The sequence below is a fragment of the Pseudoalteromonas rhizosphaerae genome, assembly GCF_902498845.1.
GTDB lineage: Bacteria > Pseudomonadota > Gammaproteobacteria > Enterobacterales > Alteromonadaceae > Pseudoalteromonas > Pseudoalteromonas rhizosphaerae.
Window position 1 is genome coordinate 623,084 of record NZ_CABVLM010000001.1, and the last position, 18,976, is coordinate 642,059.

Annotated in this window: 16 protein-coding genes; 12 read left to right on the forward strand and 4 right to left on the reverse strand. The window is 38.5% G+C overall.

The features are described from left to right. The first annotated feature begins 826 nt into the window (after positions 1 to 826). Positions 827 to 1,816: an FHA domain-containing protein gene (locus PSR9079_RS02535; RefSeq protein ID WP_149980302.1), complete on the forward strand. Its 990-nt coding sequence runs from the start codon at positions 827 to 829 to the stop codon at positions 1,814 to 1,816. After that, a complete protein-coding gene (locus PSR9079_RS02540; RefSeq protein ID WP_149980303.1) occupies positions 1,800 to 4,391 on the forward strand; it encodes a serine/threonine-protein kinase in 2,592 nt (863 codons plus the stop codon). Before PSR9079_RS02535 ends, PSR9079_RS02540 begins: the two co-directional genes overlap by 17 nt. Here PSR9079_RS02540 and PSR9079_RS02545 read toward each other — a convergent pair. Then, a complete protein-coding gene (locus tag PSR9079_RS02545; protein WP_149980304.1) occupies positions 4,388 to 4,936 on the reverse strand; it encodes a hypothetical protein in 549 nt (182 codons plus the stop codon). The two genes, PSR9079_RS02540 and PSR9079_RS02545, sit on opposite strands and share 4 nt — an antisense overlap. A gap of 214 nt (positions 4,937 to 5,150) precedes the next feature. Between PSR9079_RS02545 and PSR9079_RS02550 the strand changes: the two genes are divergently transcribed. From PSR9079_RS02550 to PSR9079_RS02565, 4 genes are all read left to right on the forward strand, one after another. Then, a complete protein-coding gene (locus PSR9079_RS02550; RefSeq protein ID WP_149980305.1) occupies positions 5,151 to 6,620 on the forward strand; it encodes a DNA recombination protein RmuC in 1,470 nt (489 codons plus the stop codon). 9 nt (positions 6,621 to 6,629) lie between these two features. Continuing rightward, entirely contained in the window at positions 6,630 to 6,941 is a 312-nt protein-coding gene (locus tag PSR9079_RS02555) for a cupin domain-containing protein (protein WP_145238990.1), read from the forward strand. A 92-nt stretch (positions 6,942 to 7,033) separates the two neighbouring features. Beyond that, positions 7,034 to 7,954 carry a hypothetical protein gene (locus tag PSR9079_RS23860; RefSeq protein WP_246175475.1) on the forward strand — a complete coding sequence of 307 codons (921 nt, stop codon included), beginning with the start codon at positions 7,034 to 7,036 and terminating at the stop codon, positions 7,952 to 7,954. After that, on the forward strand, positions 7,954 to 8,532 hold the full coding sequence (locus tag PSR9079_RS02565; RefSeq protein WP_149980394.1) for a DJ-1/PfpI family protein: 579 nt from the start codon (positions 7,954 to 7,956) through the stop codon (positions 8,530 to 8,532). The genes PSR9079_RS23860 and PSR9079_RS02565 overlap by 1 nt, the downstream gene beginning before the upstream one ends. On the opposite strand, the gene PSR9079_RS23865 is transcribed toward PSR9079_RS02565, so the two are convergent. Next, positions 8,529 to 9,410 (reverse strand): LysR family transcriptional regulator, encoded by an 882-nt coding sequence (locus tag PSR9079_RS23865; protein ID WP_182739320.1) that lies wholly within the window; start codon positions 9,408 to 9,410, stop codon positions 8,529 to 8,531. The two genes, PSR9079_RS02565 and PSR9079_RS23865, sit on opposite strands and share 4 nt — an antisense overlap. A gap of 100 nt (positions 9,411 to 9,510) precedes the next feature. Between PSR9079_RS23865 and PSR9079_RS02575 the strand changes: the two genes are divergently transcribed. From PSR9079_RS02575 to PSR9079_RS02585, 3 genes are all read left to right on the forward strand, one after another. Beyond that, positions 9,511 to 10,002, forward strand: a complete 492-nt coding sequence (locus tag PSR9079_RS02575) for a DUF2938 domain-containing protein (protein ID WP_149980306.1) — start codon at positions 9,511 to 9,513, stop codon at positions 10,000 to 10,002. A 9-nt stretch (positions 10,003 to 10,011) separates the two neighbouring features. Then, positions 10,012 to 10,653 carry a thiopurine S-methyltransferase gene (gene tmpT / locus PSR9079_RS02580; RefSeq protein WP_149980307.1) on the forward strand — a complete coding sequence of 214 codons (642 nt, stop codon included), beginning with the start codon at positions 10,012 to 10,014 and terminating at the stop codon, positions 10,651 to 10,653. Between the two features lie 196 nt (positions 10,654 to 10,849). Then, a complete protein-coding gene (locus PSR9079_RS02585; protein ID WP_149980308.1) occupies positions 10,850 to 13,192 on the forward strand; it encodes a S9 family peptidase in 2,343 nt (780 codons plus the stop codon). A gap of 106 nt (positions 13,193 to 13,298) precedes the next feature. On the opposite strand, the gene PSR9079_RS02590 is transcribed toward PSR9079_RS02585, so the two are convergent. Beyond that, entirely contained in the window at positions 13,299 to 14,660 is a 1,362-nt protein-coding gene (locus PSR9079_RS02590) for a Fic family protein (protein ID WP_149980309.1), read from the reverse strand. Positions 14,661 to 15,168: 508 nt separating this feature from the next. Here PSR9079_RS02590 and PSR9079_RS02600 point away from each other — a divergent pair. Further along, positions 15,169 to 15,699, forward strand: a complete 531-nt coding sequence (locus tag PSR9079_RS02600; protein ID WP_149980310.1) for a DUF6795 domain-containing protein — start codon at positions 15,169 to 15,171, stop codon at positions 15,697 to 15,699. A gap of 32 nt (positions 15,700 to 15,731) precedes the next feature. Continuing rightward, complete coding sequence (locus tag PSR9079_RS02605; RefSeq protein WP_149980311.1) at positions 15,732 to 16,874, forward strand: lipase family protein; 1,143 nt, start codon at positions 15,732 to 15,734, stop codon at positions 16,872 to 16,874. A 288-nt stretch (positions 16,875 to 17,162) separates the two neighbouring features. Here PSR9079_RS02605 and PSR9079_RS02610 read toward each other — a convergent pair whose 3' ends face one another. Beyond that, positions 17,163 to 18,020: a LysR family transcriptional regulator gene (locus PSR9079_RS02610; RefSeq protein WP_149980312.1), complete on the reverse strand. Its 858-nt coding sequence runs from the start codon at positions 18,018 to 18,020 to the stop codon at positions 17,163 to 17,165. A gap of 129 nt (positions 18,021 to 18,149) precedes the next feature. On the opposite strand from PSR9079_RS02610, the gene PSR9079_RS02615 reads away from it, so the two are divergent. Beyond that, a complete protein-coding gene (locus PSR9079_RS02615) occupies positions 18,150 to 18,815 on the forward strand; it encodes an FMN-dependent NADH-azoreductase (protein WP_149980313.1) in 666 nt (221 codons plus the stop codon). Positions 18,816 to 18,976: the final 161 nt, after the last annotated feature.

Sequence of the window (18,976 nt, forward strand, 5' to 3'; positions counted from 1 at the left end):
TGAGCTGGCTTTTTTTATGCCTGCTATTTGGTTCACGAGTTATTTTCAACAAATTTAAATTTATTTTGAACTAAAGTAGTTTGAGGGCGTCTACTTCTTTGCTTGTTGTTGAATTGCAGTTTACGCAAGCATCATGTTGATTTCCCTATTTGGTTACTAATTTTAGTAATGATTGAGCCAGCCCATTTTGAGCTGGCTTTTTTTATGTCTGCTATTTGGCGCATGCAGTATTATTTTCATCAATTTTAAATTTATTTTGAACTAAAGTAGCCTGAGGGCGTCTACTCTTTTGCTTGTTGTTGAATTGCAGTTTACGCAAGCATCATGTTGATTTCCCTATTTGGTTACTAACTTTAGTAATGATTGAGCCAGCCCATTTTGAGCTGGCTTTTTTTATGCCTGTTATTTGGCGCATGCAGTATTATTTTATCAATTTTAAATTTATTTTGAACTAAAGTAGCCTGAGGGCGTCTACTCTTTTGCTTGTTGTTGAATTGCAGTCAACACAGGCATCATGTTGATTCCCTAGTTTTAGTTACTTATTTTAGTAATATTAGGCCAGCTCACCTTGAGCTGGCTTTTTTTATATTTCATTCTTTTTACTTATCCCTTTAATAAACAATTGCTGTAATAGTACGTAATGTTTATTTTGCCTTTTTGTTTCTAAAATACTGTTATCTGGCCGCAATTGTTTGCGGATTAATCCATGAATACATTGAATGTTAATTTTTTGTTTCATTTTTGTTTGGTTGTGTCTATTATGGAGAATTGATTGTAATATCAATAGTTAGACACATACCTCATCATTCGATAAAAGGTAGTGATAATGGCTTATTTAATTAATAAACATACAAGCGAATATTGTTTTTTATATGCGCATCATAGTTTTGGGCGCTTTCAATATTCTGTAGATACACTTGTCAACGATCTGAGTGTGTCGAAAATACACACTATTATTGAGTGGTTGAATGGTAAGTGGTATATCCGTGACTTAAGCCTGAATGGTACTTGGTTAAATCATAAGCGTTTGGTGAAGGATGACTCTGAAGAACTAAGTATTGGCGATAAAATTTATTTTGCCGGTAATTCAGAGGTTACTTATGTGGTTAAAGATCTCACTGCTCCTACAGACCAATTAATCAAGTTAGATGACGAGCAAAGTCAAACAGCCGAGACAATTAAGCTTAATCATTACCACCTATTGCCAGAGCAGCAACCTGATAGCGTAGTTGTTTTTGAGCAAAGTAGCGGCCAATGGTTGTTAGAATCATTACACGATGATGAGTTTACGATACGAGAAGTCTTAGAAGATCATAGTATTATTACCTTAGGTGGTGAACAATGGATGTTTCTTTCTAGTCATCTGGAAGTTGCAACCCAGATGAGCTCCGTACCACAATTGTATATTAGTGATTTAGACTTTATTTTTAACCTAAGTTTGGATGAAGAAACATCAGAATTAAAAGTTCAACATCACAATAATAATAAAGATTTTGATTTGCATGTTCGCTGCCATCACTACTTAACCTTAAATTTAGCGCGCTATAGAGCTTTAGATGCTAAAAAAGGAGTATTACCAGCTAACCAAGGTTGGGTAAATACGGAGCAATTAGTGAAAGATTTAGGTGTCGACATGCGCTATTTAAATATACAGATACATCGTGCTCGCAAGCAGTTTTCAGAAGTTTTAGTAAATGTTCATGATGCTGAAAATATCATCGAAAGACAATTGCGAAAAGTACGGTTTGCTGGCGCATCCTTTATGATTTATAAAGGGTGTGAATTAGAGAGTACCTCGGATGTCGTTAGAGCATGAAACAGTATTAAAATTTAATAAAGTCATCACTAACTATAAATTAATTAAACTACTTAACCAAGGAGGTATGGGAAGTGTGTATCTTGCAGAGGATACACGTTTAAAGCGCTATGTTGCGATTAAATTATTAAAGCCTACTGAGCACTCAATAGAACATAGCGACCCCTTGGTTGAAGCGCAGCTGCTTGCTCGTTTAAATCACCCTAATATTGTACAAATACATGATGTAATTTTATATGAGCAGCAAATTTGTATTGTAATGGAGTACTTAAAAGGCAAAACATTACAGCAGTTTCAACATCAGCACGTCACCACACTCTCCGAAAAGCTTAATTTATTAGCACAACTGTGTGCTGGTCTAACCCATGCCCATAGTCAAGATGTTATGCATTGTGATTTAAAGCCTAGCAATATTTTAATTGATAAAAATGAATTAAAAATCACTGATTTTGGTATTGCAACATTACAAAATAAGCCGCTTAGTGAGCAACGTGATGAATCCAGTTGTGGCAGTGCTAGTGCGATGTCGCCTGAGCAGCTTAATAAACAGCCGTTAGATTTTCGCAGTGATTTATTTTCTTTTGGTATGCTGGCCTATATGTTTATTAGTAGCCGTCATCCATTTGGTGAAGGATCTGCGCAAACGATTGCTAATAATATTGCCAACGGTAAAGCGTGTAATGCACATGAGATCATTCCCAAGTTACCTAATGAATTATGTGATTTACTAAATCAATTATTACAACGAAAAAAAGACCGCCGCCCTGTTGATGCTCAAAGTGTAGAGCGTAAGTTACAAGCCGTTATTATAGCTATTAAACAGCAAGAAATTTTGGCGCAAGACACAGTTCCACTAGAGCGACTCGCATTACAAAAAAAATCGCCTAAAAAGGCTGTTTTTTTAGGGACTTTGCTTTGTATTGCCGTGGTTGCAACAGGCTTAATGTATAAGCTGCAAGTACATAAACCAGCAGAGCACTATGTTGCATTTTTACCTCCGGTGGTAAAATCAGCCGCACTGTTATCCGCAGATACAAATATGCTCAAAGCCACAATTGATGATGCTATTAGGCAAAGTATTATTAATAGTAAGCAGTTAAATCTTATTTCGCAGGATGAGGTTGCGCTCATTTTACAAAGCGGCAATGCTAAACTTACTTTTACAGATAAGTTACATAAATTAAAGCAAGCAACGGGTGCACAAGAAGTGGTGACCGCTGAGCTTAATTGCATGCAACCGCAATGCTATTTAACGTTAGTTCGGCTCGAGGCGCCAAATTGGACGGTAAAAGCGCGTAAGCAATGGCCCATTGTAATTGATAGTTATAATCAGATGTACCATTTAAGCAGTCAGCAATTAACAGCGCTTTTCCCTGATTTTGATAGTAAATATATTGCAATGGCGCAGCTTAGTGACAAAGAACAAATAGAACATATTGAGCTTTATCAAAAAGTGCAGCAAGTTGGTGATTACACTGATCAATTATTTATGCGTATTAAAGAGGCTATAGAACAAACCCCGCAGTTATATGCCAACTATGAGTTATTACGTGAAGTCGCCCTGAGTTTATATCAGCAATCACAGCAAGCAGAGTATTTAAATATTGCCAGTAAATTACTTTTTAACTCACCAACTGCGTATCAAAACACCCCTGCATTTGCTACAAATGCAATGCTAATCGCGGTTGCTAGGCAAGATTGGTTAACTGCGAAGCAGTATTTAGCTAAAGCTGAACAAGTTGGAGCAAGTTCTACCGCTCTTTATGAACTTAAAGGTTTATTATATTTACAACAAGATCAGTTGCCTGAAGCACAGCAGGCGTTTGAACTTGCATTAAAAATACGAGCAAATCCAATAATAAAGCAAAATTTAGCGCAAGTATTATGGTGGCAAGGTCAAATTGAAGAGGCAAAGCAGCTGCTTAATGAAGTTATAAGCTTAAGCTCTCAAAACTATATGGCAAATCAATTACTGGCAGATATAGCCCTAACAGAAGGTGATTTAGCCATTGCTATAAAGCAATATAAACAGGCAATTGAGATTAAACCTGATAGTACGAATTTAAGTAATTTAAGCATTGCTTATTCTTTGCAAGGGGAGTTTGATCAAGCGTTAATAGTTGCCCAACAGGCTGTGGATATAAACCCGGGGCATGTAGGTTTTAGACTCAACTTAGCTGATACTCAAAAGGCACTTAATCTGGTGGAATCATACCCGGCAAATTATCTAAAAGTAGTTGAGTTGGCACAAGATCAACACACTCTTGATAGTTATTTAGAAGTCGCACAAGCACACAGCCAGTTAGGCGAAGCTAAACTTGCCTTACAAGCACTCAATAAAGCAATAAGTATTGCGTCAGATCATTATGAATATGTGTTTACAGCAGCACTTGTGTATAGTGTGATTGGTGAATATCAGTCAGCGTTAATGTATATAGAAAAGTCATTAATGATAGGTTATCACCCAATGTGGTTTAATTTACCCTGGTTTAAACCTTGGTGTCAAAAAGAAGAGTTTATTGCGTTAATGCAGCAATATGACTCTTCTTTTCGTTGTGCTAGTGCTTTATATTAGTATGTAGCACCAGGCCTACGAACAATGATTTTAGGATCTTGTGACATATAAATTTTGCCAGAAGGCACATGTTTAGCTGTATACCTAAACGAAATAGGTAAATACTCAGTTTCTTTGCCTTCGGTTACTTCAACAACTTTTTCAAGGTTGTCTTTATCTACACCGTTAAATTCATAGGTCGGCTCTACTTGAGCAATTCTTAAAACTAAGGTGTCGTCATCAGTGATCTCGGTAGATATATTATATTGGCAATTGCTATCGGCACCACAATATTCAACACCATTCCCGTAAAATTCCCAATCGGCAGCCACTGACGGATCTAGGCTGATAATAAGTTCTACGTATTGTCTTTTTTCAGTGCTTATGAGATCGTTTTTTCCTGCATTATTAAACAAAACACTCAGCGACTCAGTCGGATTTATTTCGTTATTAAAAAATGTTAACCAATTTTCTTGTGTATGAGGTAAAACAGTCAACGTTTTAACGGAAAAGTAGTTATCTGCTTTACATTGCACTTCAATATTTGGGGTTTTGATATCGTTCATTTTTTCAGTCCTTGTATTGTTGTATAAGTAAAACCACTTGTTGGTTTTTATTATTGTTCTGAGTGTAGAATAAAATTGTTTATATAACTAATTAAGATGGGTCTTTTGTAATGCTCTGTAATGATTTTTAGAGTCATAAAAAAGTAAAAAAACCTATCGTGGTATTTTTAGATTGGCTATCATGAAGTGTCTTTTGGTTAATTAAAGTTTATTTATGTATATACAGTTACTTACAAACATTGATTGGGTAAGTGTTGGGATTGGTTTTAGTGTTGGCGCGGTGCTTTTTAGTGTTATTTATGCAAGTCGTGGTAAGCGACTAACAGCAGAGCTAAGTGAGCAGCAGCAACAACTAGCTTTATTGCAAACACAGTCCAATGAAAAACAGCAGCAATATACTGCCTTGATAGATGAACACGATTTACTTAAACAAAGCCACCAAGAACAACGCGACGAAACTCAGCACTATAAAACCCGCTTCACTGAGCAAGAAAAGCAAAGCCAGCAATACAACCATTATTGGCGCAAGGCTGAAGCTGATTTAACAACACTACGAAGCGAATACAATGCCCGTGATGTTGAGCTCAATAATATGCGCACTATGCTTGAGCAAAAGCAAAGCCATTTTGAGCAGCAGTTACAACATATTAAAGAAAGCAAAGAGCAACTTAAAAAAGAATTTGAAAACCTTGCTAATCAAATACTCGAAGAAAAATCGCAAAAATTTAAAGTCCTTAATCAAGAAAGTATTGAGCAGCTGTTAAAACCTGTCCAAGGTGAGTTAAAAGGCTTCAGGGATAAATTGGAATCAATTCATGTTGAAGATCTAAAACAACGTGAAGCTCTGAAAATAGAGTTATTACATCTACAAGCGAAAAGCCAAGCAATCACTGAGCAAGCAGACAGGCTCAGTAACGCATTGCAAGGGCAAAAGAAAACCCAAGGTAATTGGGGCGAACTAATGCTTGAAAACGTGTTAGACAGCGCAGGGTTGCGCGCTGGTACTGATTATAAACGCGAGGTATCGTTTAATACCGAAGAAGGCCGCCTGCGCCCTGACGTGGTGGTGTATTTGCCTCAAGGTCGGCATTTAGTGATTGACGCTAAAACTTCGCTAAACGCTTACACTCGCTACGTAAATGCAGATAATGAACTGCAGGCTCAACAAGCAATTAAAGAGCATGTTGAGGCTGTAAAAGCGCGTATTAATGAGCTGGCGAGTAAATCATATGATCGCTTACCTGGGCTTAACTCTCCTGAAGTGGTGGTGATGTTTGTGCCGATAGAATCAGCCTTTGTTGAAGCACTTAAGTATCAAAGTGATATTTATCAACAAGCGATAGAAAAGAATATTCTGGTTGCCACCCCCACTACCCTTTTAACCAGCTTAAATATTGTGAAACAGTTATGGCGCTTTGAAGAGCAAACTAAATACTCCAAAGAGTTGGCTAATCGCGCGGAGCGTTTTTATAGCAAGCTCAACGGCTTTTTAACCAGCATGGAAGGTGTTGGTAAACAGTTAGATAAAGCCAAAGAAAGCTACGATAAAGCGTTTTCGCAGTTATATCGCGGTAAAGGCAACCTAATAAAACAAGCCTCAGAATTTAAAGAGCTTGGCGTATCAGTACAAAAAGAACTACCCGCCGAAACGTTAGAGCGGGCGCAATTAGAGCTAGACGAATAAGGAAATTGTATGCAGATCATTCGTGGTAAAGAGTTCACCGCAACAAAGGCATGGGGAGCAAAAGATATTGCCAATATGAATGGCATCACTACCCGCTTACATTGGACTGATAAACCTTATAAATGGCATATCAATGATGGCGAAGAAGTCTTTGTGGTGCTTGATGGAGCCGTTGAAATGTTTTACAAACAAGATGGCGAGACGCACTCAACGGTACTGCAAAGTGGTGACATTTTTTATGCCTCAATAGGCACTGAGCACGTAGCACACCCTGTAGGTGAAGCGCGAGTGTTAGTTATTGAAACGCAAGGTAGCGTTTAAGCTGCTCAAGTTTGATATTTAACTACTGAGTTTTTAGAGCAGCTTGTTTTACCTTTACGGCAGCTAGAATCGAATTGGATCAACAAATAATTATGAAAGATTTTATAAATAAAGGAATTGTTAAGCTAAAATCGACATCTAATAAAATGTTTGATGAATTAAATAAAGGCTATGTATTAGCAAAAGAAATGATTGATGGTCTGCCTATTTTTATGTCATTTGAACGCTTTGGTACGCAAACCCCTACGTCATTTGATGAAAAGCATTATTTTGTAATTCCTTTCGCACTATCGGAACATCAATTCGCTTTACACACCATGCGTTATTTGCCAAACGGCGTACCTGAGATTAATAACTTACCTAAGCGGCGTATTTTTCATTTTCCTAATGAGCATGCTGAGGCCGGACTTCGCCATTACATGCTAAATAGTGCTGATGCAATTATGCGTGATCAAGCTGTCGGGCAAACTAATTCATTACAGTCGCTTGCTAATGATATTGATGCCTTAGATAAAAAGCTCACTTACGGAATGCTTTTGGTTGGTGGCTTAGCGGCTATTGCAAATCCATTGTTAGGAGCCAGCATTGCAGCTAAAGCTATGCTGCCAAGTATCACTGGCCTACTGAATAAATATGGTGTGCGTGCCTCTGCCGATAAATTGTCTCAATATCAACTTGAAAAAGAAATCAAAGCAGCCCAAAGCAATATAATTGCAGAGTTTGAGGCCGCAAATACGCTACAGTTGATCAACCCTATTTTACAAGAGTTAGAGTTAACTCTTAGAACGACTGAAGCTGAGCATGATCCTATCAGTTCTTTTAATTTAGCAGATGGCTCACTATCAGAGTTTAATGACGACAAATGGCGTGAGTTAACCGAAGTAGCGATTTGCCATGTCTATAAAGATGTTTATGATGATCCCTCATTACATAAACAAGCAAACTTAGATGCAAAAGACTTAAGGTGGTTAAAGTTAATGTTCGATGCAGAGGAAGCTAAGGAAAACACATGATGAATATTGCTATTTATATTTACGATGATGCCGAAGTGCTGGATTTTTCAGGCCCATTTGAAGTGTTTAGCACGGCAAAGCGTTTAGCAGACAATAACTGGCAGGTATTTTTTGTAGCCGAGCATGCCGGGCCGGTTATTGCCCGTGCAGGTTTTAGTGTAAACCCCCATTACAGTTTTGCTGATCACCCCGCTTTTGATGTGCTGATTGTTGTAGGTGGTTTACATACACATGAGCTTGAAAAGCCAGCCGTAATAAACTGGATCAGAGAAACCGCTGGCGCTGCTAGCAAAGTTGCCTCGGTGTGCACCGGCGCTTTTTTACTGGCCAAAGCGGGTTTACTTGATGGTTTAACGGTGACAACTCATTGGGAAGATCAGAGCGATCTTGCTGCCATGTTCCCAGCTCTAAATGTGATCGCAAATAAGCGTTGGGTGTCACAAGGTAAATTAACTACTTCTGGCGGTATTTCTGCGGGTATTGATATGAGCTTAGCCCTAGTTGCAGAGCTAATAAGCCCAGCACACGCAGAGCTAACAGCAAAGCAAATGGAATATCAGTGGCATAAAAATGTTTAAAGCCGCTGTTGAATAAATTCGTGCATGTAATCACGTAAACAAACCGCTTTTTTACTAAGTAAACGGCCGCTTGGCCAGATAGCATAAATTTCGCGATTATGGCTTTGCCATTGTGGCAGCACCCTGACAAATTCTCCCGTTGCCAGCTCGTTTATAATTTCAAATCGAGGTAATAAGCCGACCCCTTGATGATCTGCCACTTGGTACTTAACAAAACTAGTATCGTTATAAATACTGCTAAAGCGGCACATATGTGTATAGCTTGCTCGCGTAGTTATGTGGGTGAGTGGCCAGTTATTTCTCAGCGTTGTGCCAATTAAGCGATGTTGTTTAAGATCGCTAGGTTCAGTGAGCACGGGTGCATTGGTTAAATAGCTTGGGGTCGCTACTAAAATAGAGTCGGCTTCTGCGAGCTTTTTTTGCTGTAATAACGAATCAGCTTGAGGGCCGATCCTGAGCGCTAAATCAGCTTGGTTTTTAATAATATCGTCAAGTTGATTACTTAAAATCAGCTCCAACTGAATATCAGGGTATTTCTTGCAAAACGACAACCACATCGGCTTTAAAAAACCATGACAGATATTCAGTGGCGCGAGCACTTTTAGCTTACCACTAAGTTGTTCTTTTTGTTGATTGAGTTGATAACGAGTTTGTTCAAATTGCTCAACTAAGTTGGCATAACTTTGATAGTACACCTGTCCTTGTTGTGTGAGTGTGCATTGGCGTGCAGAGCGATGCAGCAGTTTTTGCCCAAGGCGAGATTCAAGGCGCTGTAAACGCCGCGTAACTGTTGCCGCAGGCAGCGATAAATACTCCCCCGCTTGAGACAATCCTCCTTGTTGTACTATGTGCACAAACAGCACTATATCATCTAGCATGATTCCACTTTTGCAATTTAAGTTTGATTAAAGCTTTATATTTAACATTTTAGTAAGTCTATATCATTGCTCTTAGGTTTTCTTGTTAAAGAGTATTTTTATGGAACACAGTATTAATTGGGTAGCTGTTATTGTTATCGGTGTAGGCGCAACAGCAGTGCTTGATAGTTGGTCGCTATTACTTGCGAAAGTGTTTGGCGTGCCATCTTTAAACTTTTGTATGGTCGGTCGCTGGATAAGCTTGATGCGAAGTGGTCAATTTAACCATACAGCAATAAACAAAGCGCCATCGCAAAAAGGCGAATGCGCAATCGGTTGGTTTATCCATTATGTAATAGGCGTTATTTTTAGTTTTACTTTTTTATTGGTTATGTCAAATGACTGGCTAGTATCCCCCCGCCTAATACCCGCCCTTATATTTGGTTTAGCCACAGTATGTACGCCTTTTTTTATTATGCAACCTGCGCTTGGGCTGGGTATTGCTGCGAGTAAAACGCCAAGACCAGCGTCGGCCAGAGTTAAAAGCTGTGTATCACATTGTGTATTTGGTGCAGGAATTTATATCAGCTCGCTTGTTTTATTGCTATTTTGAGGAGCTACTATGTCTGCTGATTATTGGTTAAATCGTTGGAAAAACAATGATATTGGTTTTCATGAAAGCCGAGTAAATCCATACTTAGATCGTTATTTTACTAACTTGAAAATTCCTCAAAATGGCCGAGTTTTCGTGCCTTTATGTGGTAAAACAAACGACATTGCATGGCTACTCGAGCAGAATATACAGGTTGTGGGCGTTGAGCTCTGTGAAAGCGCCATTAAACACCTACTTGGCTCTTTAAATGTTACACCTACAGTAACGGTGCACGACAAGTTTAAACTGTATAGTGCGGATAATTTGGCTATTTGGGTGGGAGATATTTTTGCACTAACCGCCAACTTACTTGGATCTGTTGATGTTATATATGATCGCGGATCATTAGTAGCCCTGCCTTTTACACTACGTAAAAAATATAGCAGGCATGTAGTGATGATCACACAAAAAGCACCACAGCTACTTATTTGTTGTGTATATGATCAGTCTAAACGCGATGGCACACCATACAGTATTAGCGCTCAAGAGGTATTTGATCACTATCACCATGCTTATTCGCTACAACTAATTAGATGTGAAGCTATTGCGAATGGAGTTAAAGGCGTTGTACCGGCAAATATAGTTGTTTGGCAGTTAAACAAAAAAGATTAAACTTTATGTTGTATATTGCATGTAATGTTTGGGGTCAATGGATGAATGCTTGCGATGAACGTTCTGATCTTATATGCAAACTTTGCTAAAGTATCTGTAGTTAACCTTGCTCAGTTTTACGAGCGAATCATTTTGTCACTTCCTCAACCATTTGAACAAATACAATAACTAATAACAGCACTTTTAGGATCATATAATGAATATAATCAAAACCTCAGGGCTTGTCCTGTCGGTATTGGCTGGGCTGTCGCTATCAGGCTGTTCGGTAACACACAACGTCACGGCTACAACAACGATGAATCAAATTAGCAATCCACTGTCGCTTGAACAAATCTATAAAGATAAATATTTCAAAGCGCAGCGTAGCACTTACTTTAAATGGCTTGATGATGGCACCGGCTACACCGTGCTTGAAGAACGTGGAAGCGAAAAAGATAAAAAAGACGACGCTGAAAATGCCAAAGCAGATGACGAAAAAGAGCACGGTGTAAAAGGCAACGACATTGTATTTTACAACGCCGATGGTACTGGCCGCAAAGTTCTAGTTGAGTTTGAAAAACTACTGCCAGAGGGCGCAGATGAGCCATTTGCAATCGAAAGCTACCAGTGGTCAAAAGACGGCAAATGGTTGATGGTATTTACCAATAGCGAGCAAGTGTGGCGCTCTCGCAGCCGTGGTGATTTTTGGCTCTTAAACCTTGAAACCAATAAATTACAGCAACTCGGCGGTGAGCAACCAGAACCTAAAAAACTGATGTTTGCTAAATTCTCACCAGACAGCTCAAAAGTAGCTTACGTGCGTGATAACAACATTTATATGCAAGCGGTTGGCAGCAACAAAGTAACAGCGCTTACAACCGATGGCAGCGCTAAAATCGTTAATGGTAACTTTGATTGGGTTTACGAAGAAGAATTCAGCATTGCTGATGGCTTTCGTTGGAGCCCAGATAACAAATCAATCGCCTATTGGCAGCTTGATACCAACGGCGTTAAGTTTTTCACCATGATCAACAACACCGACGAGCTTTACCCTACTTTAAAAGAGTTTCCTTACCCAAAAGCCGGTGAAACTAACTCGGCAGTACGCGTGGGGGTTGTTAGCCTTGCTGATAAGAAAACCCGCTGGGCCAAACTTGAAGGCGATAATCGCGACCGCTATATTCCTCGTATTAGCTGGGCAGGCACCGGTAAGGAATTAATGATCCAAGACTTAAACCGCCCGCAAAACCACAACAAGGTTTGGCTGTTCGATTGGCAAAAACAGCAATTGACCAAAATTTTAGAAGATAAAGACGATGCTTTTATCGAGTGGTTTTACAAAGCCAACTGGTCAAAAGATGGTAAGTTCTTTATTTGGCACAGCGAGCGCGACGGCTGGCGTCACCTTTATCGTGTATCTCGCGATGGTAAAACCATTATCGATTTAACCCCAGGTGATTACGATATTGTTGATATGCTGGCGCTAAACGAAGATAAGAACGTGATGTATTTTACCGCTTCGCCAGACGATGCAGGTCAACGTTATTTATTTAGTACGTCTTTGGATGGTAGTAGTAAACCTGTACGCGTAACGCCTGCTGAATTTCAAGGTTCAAACAGCTATTACATGTCTAAAGATACCTCATGGGCAATGCACACTTACTCACAATTTGGCACGCCGCCAACTAAAGAGATCATTAAAGTAAGCGATCACAGTAATGTTAAAACCTTAGTTGAAAATAAAGAGCTGAAAGAAAAACTCGCAGAGCAAAGCTTACCAAATCACGAGTTCTTTAAAGTGAATGCGAGCGATGGCACTGAGCTTGACGGCTACATTATGTTCCCTAAAAACATGGATAACAGTAAAAAATACCCAATCGTTTTTTACGTGTATGGCGAACCGTGGGGCTCAACAGTGCAAGACCGCTTTGAAGGTGACAGCTACTTGTATAAATCACTATTAACGCAAAAAGGCTTTATTGTGGCATCGGTTGATAACCGTGGCACGCGAGCACCAAAAGGCCGTGATTGGCGTAAATCGATTTATAAAAAAATCGGCTCAGTCACTGTACAAGACCAAGTTGATGCGCTTGATGCCATGGCAAAACGCTGGGATGTAATAGACACCGACCGTGTTGGTGTATGGGGTCACTCAGGCGGTGGCAGCTCAACCCTTAATTTATTGTTCCGCCATGGCGATAAGTTTAAAGTAGGTATTGCCTCAGCACCGGTGCCAGATATTCGCTTGTACGACACTATTTACCAAGAGCGTTATGCGGGTAACCCAAAGACCGATCCTGAAAGTTACGACAACACCTCGCCAATTACCTTTGCCAAAAACCTAACCGGTAAGCTATTGCTTATTCACGGCACAGGGGATGATAACGTTCATTACCAGGGCTCAGAGCGTTTAATTAACGAGCTTGTTAAGTACAACAAACAGTTTGAGTTTTTCTCATATCCAAATCGCTCACATAGCTTACGAGAAGGCAAAGGTACCACCTTGCACTATCACACTATGATGGCCGATTTTTTTGAAAAGAACTTATTGAATCAATAACTCAATAAGTTAGTTTAGAGACTAAAAAGCCACATACTAATAAATAGTATGTGGCTTTTTTAATCAAAATGTAACGAGGGTTTACAAATTAAATCGAGAGGAAAAACTATCTAGCTTTCCAGTCTTCGACTATTTTCTTAGGGCTACAAATGGAATACACCCATTCTCTTCCATGTTTTTGTTTTGTAAATAATTTTAGTTCGACCAAACCGTTTAAAACATTTGCAGCAGTATTATATGCACATCCTAAATTTTCTTTTACATTCACAGCTGTAAAACTTTGCGCTACACCTCCTCTTGCTACTTGGAACACCGTTTGTTGTTTATCATTTAATTTTTTATATAGGCCTGATTCCCATAACCATTTATTAAATAACTCAGTTTCTTTTAAGGTCTTTTCATAAGACTCTTTAAACTGACTTATTGCTCTGATGATTATATTGCATTGATAATCAAGGAAGTATGTTAGGTCCATTTCATCTGTTTCTGTATATAAATAACTTTTACCATACTGAATTGGTGCAGTTTTTAATAAAACGCTGATAGCAATATATCTAAATGCTGCAAAATCATTTTTAAACATATACCAATAAAATAAGGCCCTAGCTACACGACCATTCCCATCCCTAAAAGGGTGCTCATAGCCGATTGCAAAGTGTAGCGCTATCGCTTTGACTAAAGGATGAAAATAGTTTCTATTATCAATGTCGTGATGGCATATATTTATCCATTTCGATAACTCTTTTATCCTTTTTGTTAACCCTTTTGCTGGGGGAGGTGTATGGACTGTATTTCCTTCAGCATCAACGACTTCAACATCATCATCTTTTCTAAATACGCCTGGTGTGTAATTGTCATTATTAATATTATCCACACCTATTTTGTGTAGTTCTAGGATTAACTCGATAGAAAGCTGTTCATTTCTATTTTCCCAAGCGAATTTCATCATTTTAAAGTTTCCTACGATCATTTTCTCGTCAGGGGAGCGTGGCTTTCTTTTTCTTTTTAGTAAGTCCTTAGCTACTTTTGTGGTTGTTGCTGCGCCTTCTAGTTGACTGCTACTGATCGCTTCATCTTCAACAAGGTCATTTAATAAATATTCTAAGTGCTTTTCTTCTCCAACTTTACTACACATCCACTCTAAAGAGGCATTGGTTGTGTTTCTGTCGGTTTCTGAGATCGCTTTTTGAATTGTTGGGGAGAGATAAAATTTACAAAGCTTTTTTGGATCTCCAACTTCAAATACATCCTGAAGTTGTCTTTCCCTTGCCATTTTTAAAACTGACCAAGATACACTCGAGTCAAGACCTTTAGGAAGACGGTATTTAAATTCATCGAAATGTAGATAACGACCTTTAGAATCAGTTGGTGAAAATAAACTCATATATTCATCTATTTTAGATGGTTCATTTTCTGCAATATACTGAAAAGGACTGGTTTTTAGTCGACTAGGTGGTCTAGTTATCATTTCTATCTCAAAATTGAATACAATTGAAATAGTTATATATCATTAAAGTAGTATTATTTCAAAATCTTTATTTGTTGAAATAAGAAAGTTAGAAAGGACACGGCTAATTTTTATTTTAAAATTACTTCGAACATCCTAACTACATCAATCCAACAACCCTTCTACCCATTCCAAAACTAGGCGAGTATCTCGGGTTTGAAAGCGCTGTTTATTGGGTATGTAGTAGCAAAACTCTGATGCAACTGCCTGAGTATCATAGCTTTTAAGTAACTCGGTATTTAATAGCCGTTGCACAAGTTAATCGCTTTTCTAAACGTCATTTTACTTCGCGCTTGCCTTCATCTTTTGATTTACTTGTATATCTCAAGTTTTAACCATTGTATTTTATACAAGCTTGTTTATCATATGGGGTCTATTTACAAAGGCATGTGAATAATTGAGCTTGATAGGGAATCATGTAGCAATCCTCCACAAAAAGTTCACTGCCTATTTTTAAGGCTTCTTGTTTATGTCATTTTTAACGACACTTAAAAAGTTTGGTAATCATATTGGTGCTTACAAAGTGCACTTGTGCCCTGAGGTGAAAGGCCAAGTTAGTGAAAAGGGCGAGCCTTTATCTAATGTGAGAATAGACAGAGTATTAAATTTTTCTGATGGCAAATGTTATGAAGATTTCACTTACACGGATAAGAACGGAAGTTTCTTACTACCTGAAATTAATATTCGCTCTAATCAACCAGCAGTTCCATTAGCTGAGATTTTTACTTCTCAAGCTATTTATTTATCCTACAATCATGAAGAATATTGCCTTTGGGGTTCTAGATTGTCAGGCGCTAAATACCGAGAGGAATATGCAAAAAAATTAAGGCAATTAATAGCCGATACCACTGATGAAAAGGTTCTTTTTAAATTTGAGAATAAGATAACTGAAGGCTATAAATTTGAAGCTTTAAGTATTTGTCGTTGGTCTGATGATTTTGAAGTAGTGGAAAAAAATGCTTATTTTGACCTTTCAGAAATTGAAACGGATGGTAATTAATAAAACAAAACCTAAATTATAAGGAAATATTGATGAATGTTTTAAGCCCTGCAATAGCTGCTAACTTTGCTGCTATCTCATACGAAAGCCTTGATAAAAGAGGTTTGAGAGCTAACCCATATTTTGAAAGGATTAGCTCTTTATTTTCATTCGAATCAGAATCTATAAAAGGTGTAAGTGGTTCTATTCTTGAGCGAGTTTTTAATCACTCGACCAATTTTGGCTGTATTGCAAAAGGTAAGAAGGGTGCATATGAAGATGATTATGTTTTAGCTTTACGTGGCACGGCTAAAATCCGTGATGTTGTTACTGATTTACATTGTGGTTTAAGTACTTGTAGTAATGACCAACCTGTACATGCAGGCTTCAACCATACATTTAACTCCTTTAAAAATCAGTTAGAGCTATACTTTAAACACAGGACTAAGAAAAAATTAAACATTCATGTTGTAGGTCATAGTTTAGGTGGTGCTTTAGCAAACTTAGCTGCTAACTGGTTAAAGCACCGCTTTGATGCCAATGTAAAATTATATACTTTTGGCGCGCCGCGAGTAGGTTATAATAGTTTTGCAGTAAAAACTGAGTCCGCAACAGATAACAGCATTTATCGTTGTGTACATGCAGCCGACCCTGTTCCTTTAGTGCCTGTGTGGCCATTTATGCATACGGAGCAAGAATATATTTTACACGGTGCTGCCACCATTACTCCAAAAGCACATAGTATGACTAAGGAGACGCCAGGATATTTGCATACAGCAAGCAACTTTAAAAGTTATTCTGCTATTAACAAGGGAATGGAAAAACGGATTCAAGAAGAGGTAAGGCTTGATTATGAGAGACGACTCGAATGTAGCCGCACCTCTAAATGGGCTCGGAAAATTGGTGCAGCTTTAATTACTCATTTACGTGAGACTGGTAAATTATATGCGATACAAAATCATTTTTCGAACGCTCTCACAGTATACGATCAGATAGCTAAAGCATTAGCTGATAGCATCGATTTCTCTAAAAATTGTACCAAAGATGTAAAAGGGATTTTAGGGCATATGCTAACATTCTGTGGCTATCCATTTCAGGTGATTTCTTTTACTTACGCTTCTATTAGGCATATTTTGCAATTAATGCTTAAAAATATTTTTGCACTTGCTGGTGAAGCGATAGCGTTAACCAAATAGATCTAAAAAATCGCCGTCAGGCTAATGCGAACAGTTAAGAGTTTTTTACTGATCATTTGGCTGACCTTCTACAGATATGAAAATCCGATGAGTATTTATCTCATTGGATTTTTTATGGAACTGTCAAGAACTCTGAGATAAAGTGGGAAAATCGTAAAAAACAGAGAACAGAAGAGGTTAAATCTTGACTTCAGACATCACTCTTTTGCCTGAACAGTTATCCTCATTTTTACTATCGAGCAAAGTCTAAAGCAATCGATAGGCCAGTAACCCCTTGCTTTTAACTAATCAGCACTTTAAATCCAACAACCCTTCTACCCATTCTAAAACTAGGCGTGTATCTCGGGTTTGAAAACGCTGTTTATTGGGTATGTAATAACAAAACTCAGATTCAACTGCTTGAGTATTAAAGTTTTTAAGTAACTCGGTGTTTAATAATCGTTGTACTAGCGTGGTTGAGCAAAATACCAGTGCAGAGCCTGTCATGGCTTCTTGAATGCCAAATAGCTCTTGATCAAAGGTTTTAATAATAAATAACGCAGGATCTAAGTTGTTTTGAGTAAGCCATTGTTTAAGTGGTGGCTCACTCAGGGCGGTGTTTTTCCATTTTGTGGTATACAGCGTAACAGGGCCATTTTGCCATGGGGTATTTGCTGCTTTGTATGAGCCAAATAGATTAAATTGTTCGGTTTTAATAATGTCATCAGCGTTTGTATTGTGCTGCTGGCCAAAGCGAATGGGCAAGGTGTGTAATTGTTTATCAACAGCTTCACTGGTTGATATATCAACCTCAAGATTAGGCTGGTTTATAGATAATTCCTGCAATGCGGGAATTAAGCGCAGTGCGGCCAGTGATGAGGTGGTGGTTATTTTAACGGCGGTGCCTTTAGCTTTTACGGTAGCCAGCGCTTGCTCGATGCGGTTAAAGCCGTCACTCGTGGCCGCACTTAAATATTCCCCGGTTGGTGTGAGGGTTATTTTTCTAACTTGGCGGTAAAATAAATCCACATTTAATCGGCTTTCAAGGTTATTTATATGATGCGAAATTGCAGTTGGCGTGAGCGATAGTTCATCAGCTGCGGCTTTAAAGCTGCCTAAACGTGCTGCTGATTCAAAGGCTTTAAGCGCTTGTAGTGAGACTTGCATAATAAATGTTGGCAAATGATAAAATAAATTATAGATGAGTATAACTTATTTATAGCTGAGGTTAACTCGTTTGTGAATCGCCGCTGTTCGTTAGATGATTACATCATATTCACTACGAGGATAAACAGTATGACTACCCTACTACACATTGATGCAAGCGTAAGAGCCGCTAAAAATTACAACCCAGCTCATGATTCAATCTCTAAAAATATTGCTAAGCGTTTTATTGATAGCTTTGCACAGCACCAAGCTATAGATGAGTATATTTATCGTGATGTAGGTGTGAATCCGCCGCCTTTTATTACCCAAGGCTGGATAGGTGCGGTATTTACTCCTGATGATAAAAAGACTACTGAGCAAAAGCAGTTACTGGCGTTGTCTGACTTACTCATTGCAGAAATTGCTGGTGCTGACATTATTGTGATCTCCTCGCCTATGTATAACTACGGTATGCCAGCGCAGCTAAAGGCGTGGTTTGATCTAGTTGTTAGGATCAACAAAACTTTTGATTTTGATCTGGCCCGTGGCGACTTTCCGCTGCTGCCTTTACTTGGCGGTAAGATTTTGGTTGTGATCACCTCAACTGGTGAGTTTGGTTTTGAGCAAGGTGGTATACGTGAGCATATGAGCCATTTAGTGCCGCACTTACGTACGTTGAGCAAATATTTAGGTGTGAGCACCATTCATGAAATTGCCTCTGAGTATCAAGAGTTTGCCGATACTCGTCATCAGCAGTCACTCGATAATGCTTATAGCCAAGCAGCAGCGCTAGGAATACAGTTAAGTAGTAAATAATATAAAAATACCGCATTTGCTATGCGGTGCAATTAAATATTGTTTAGATTTTTTCGGGCTAGTTTTTAAAGCGCAAACGCATCTTAGTATGTCAAATCCTTCAGCTTTATTACGGTAGTCGTGAATAATGGAGGCAAGTCCATTTTACTGATACTAATTAT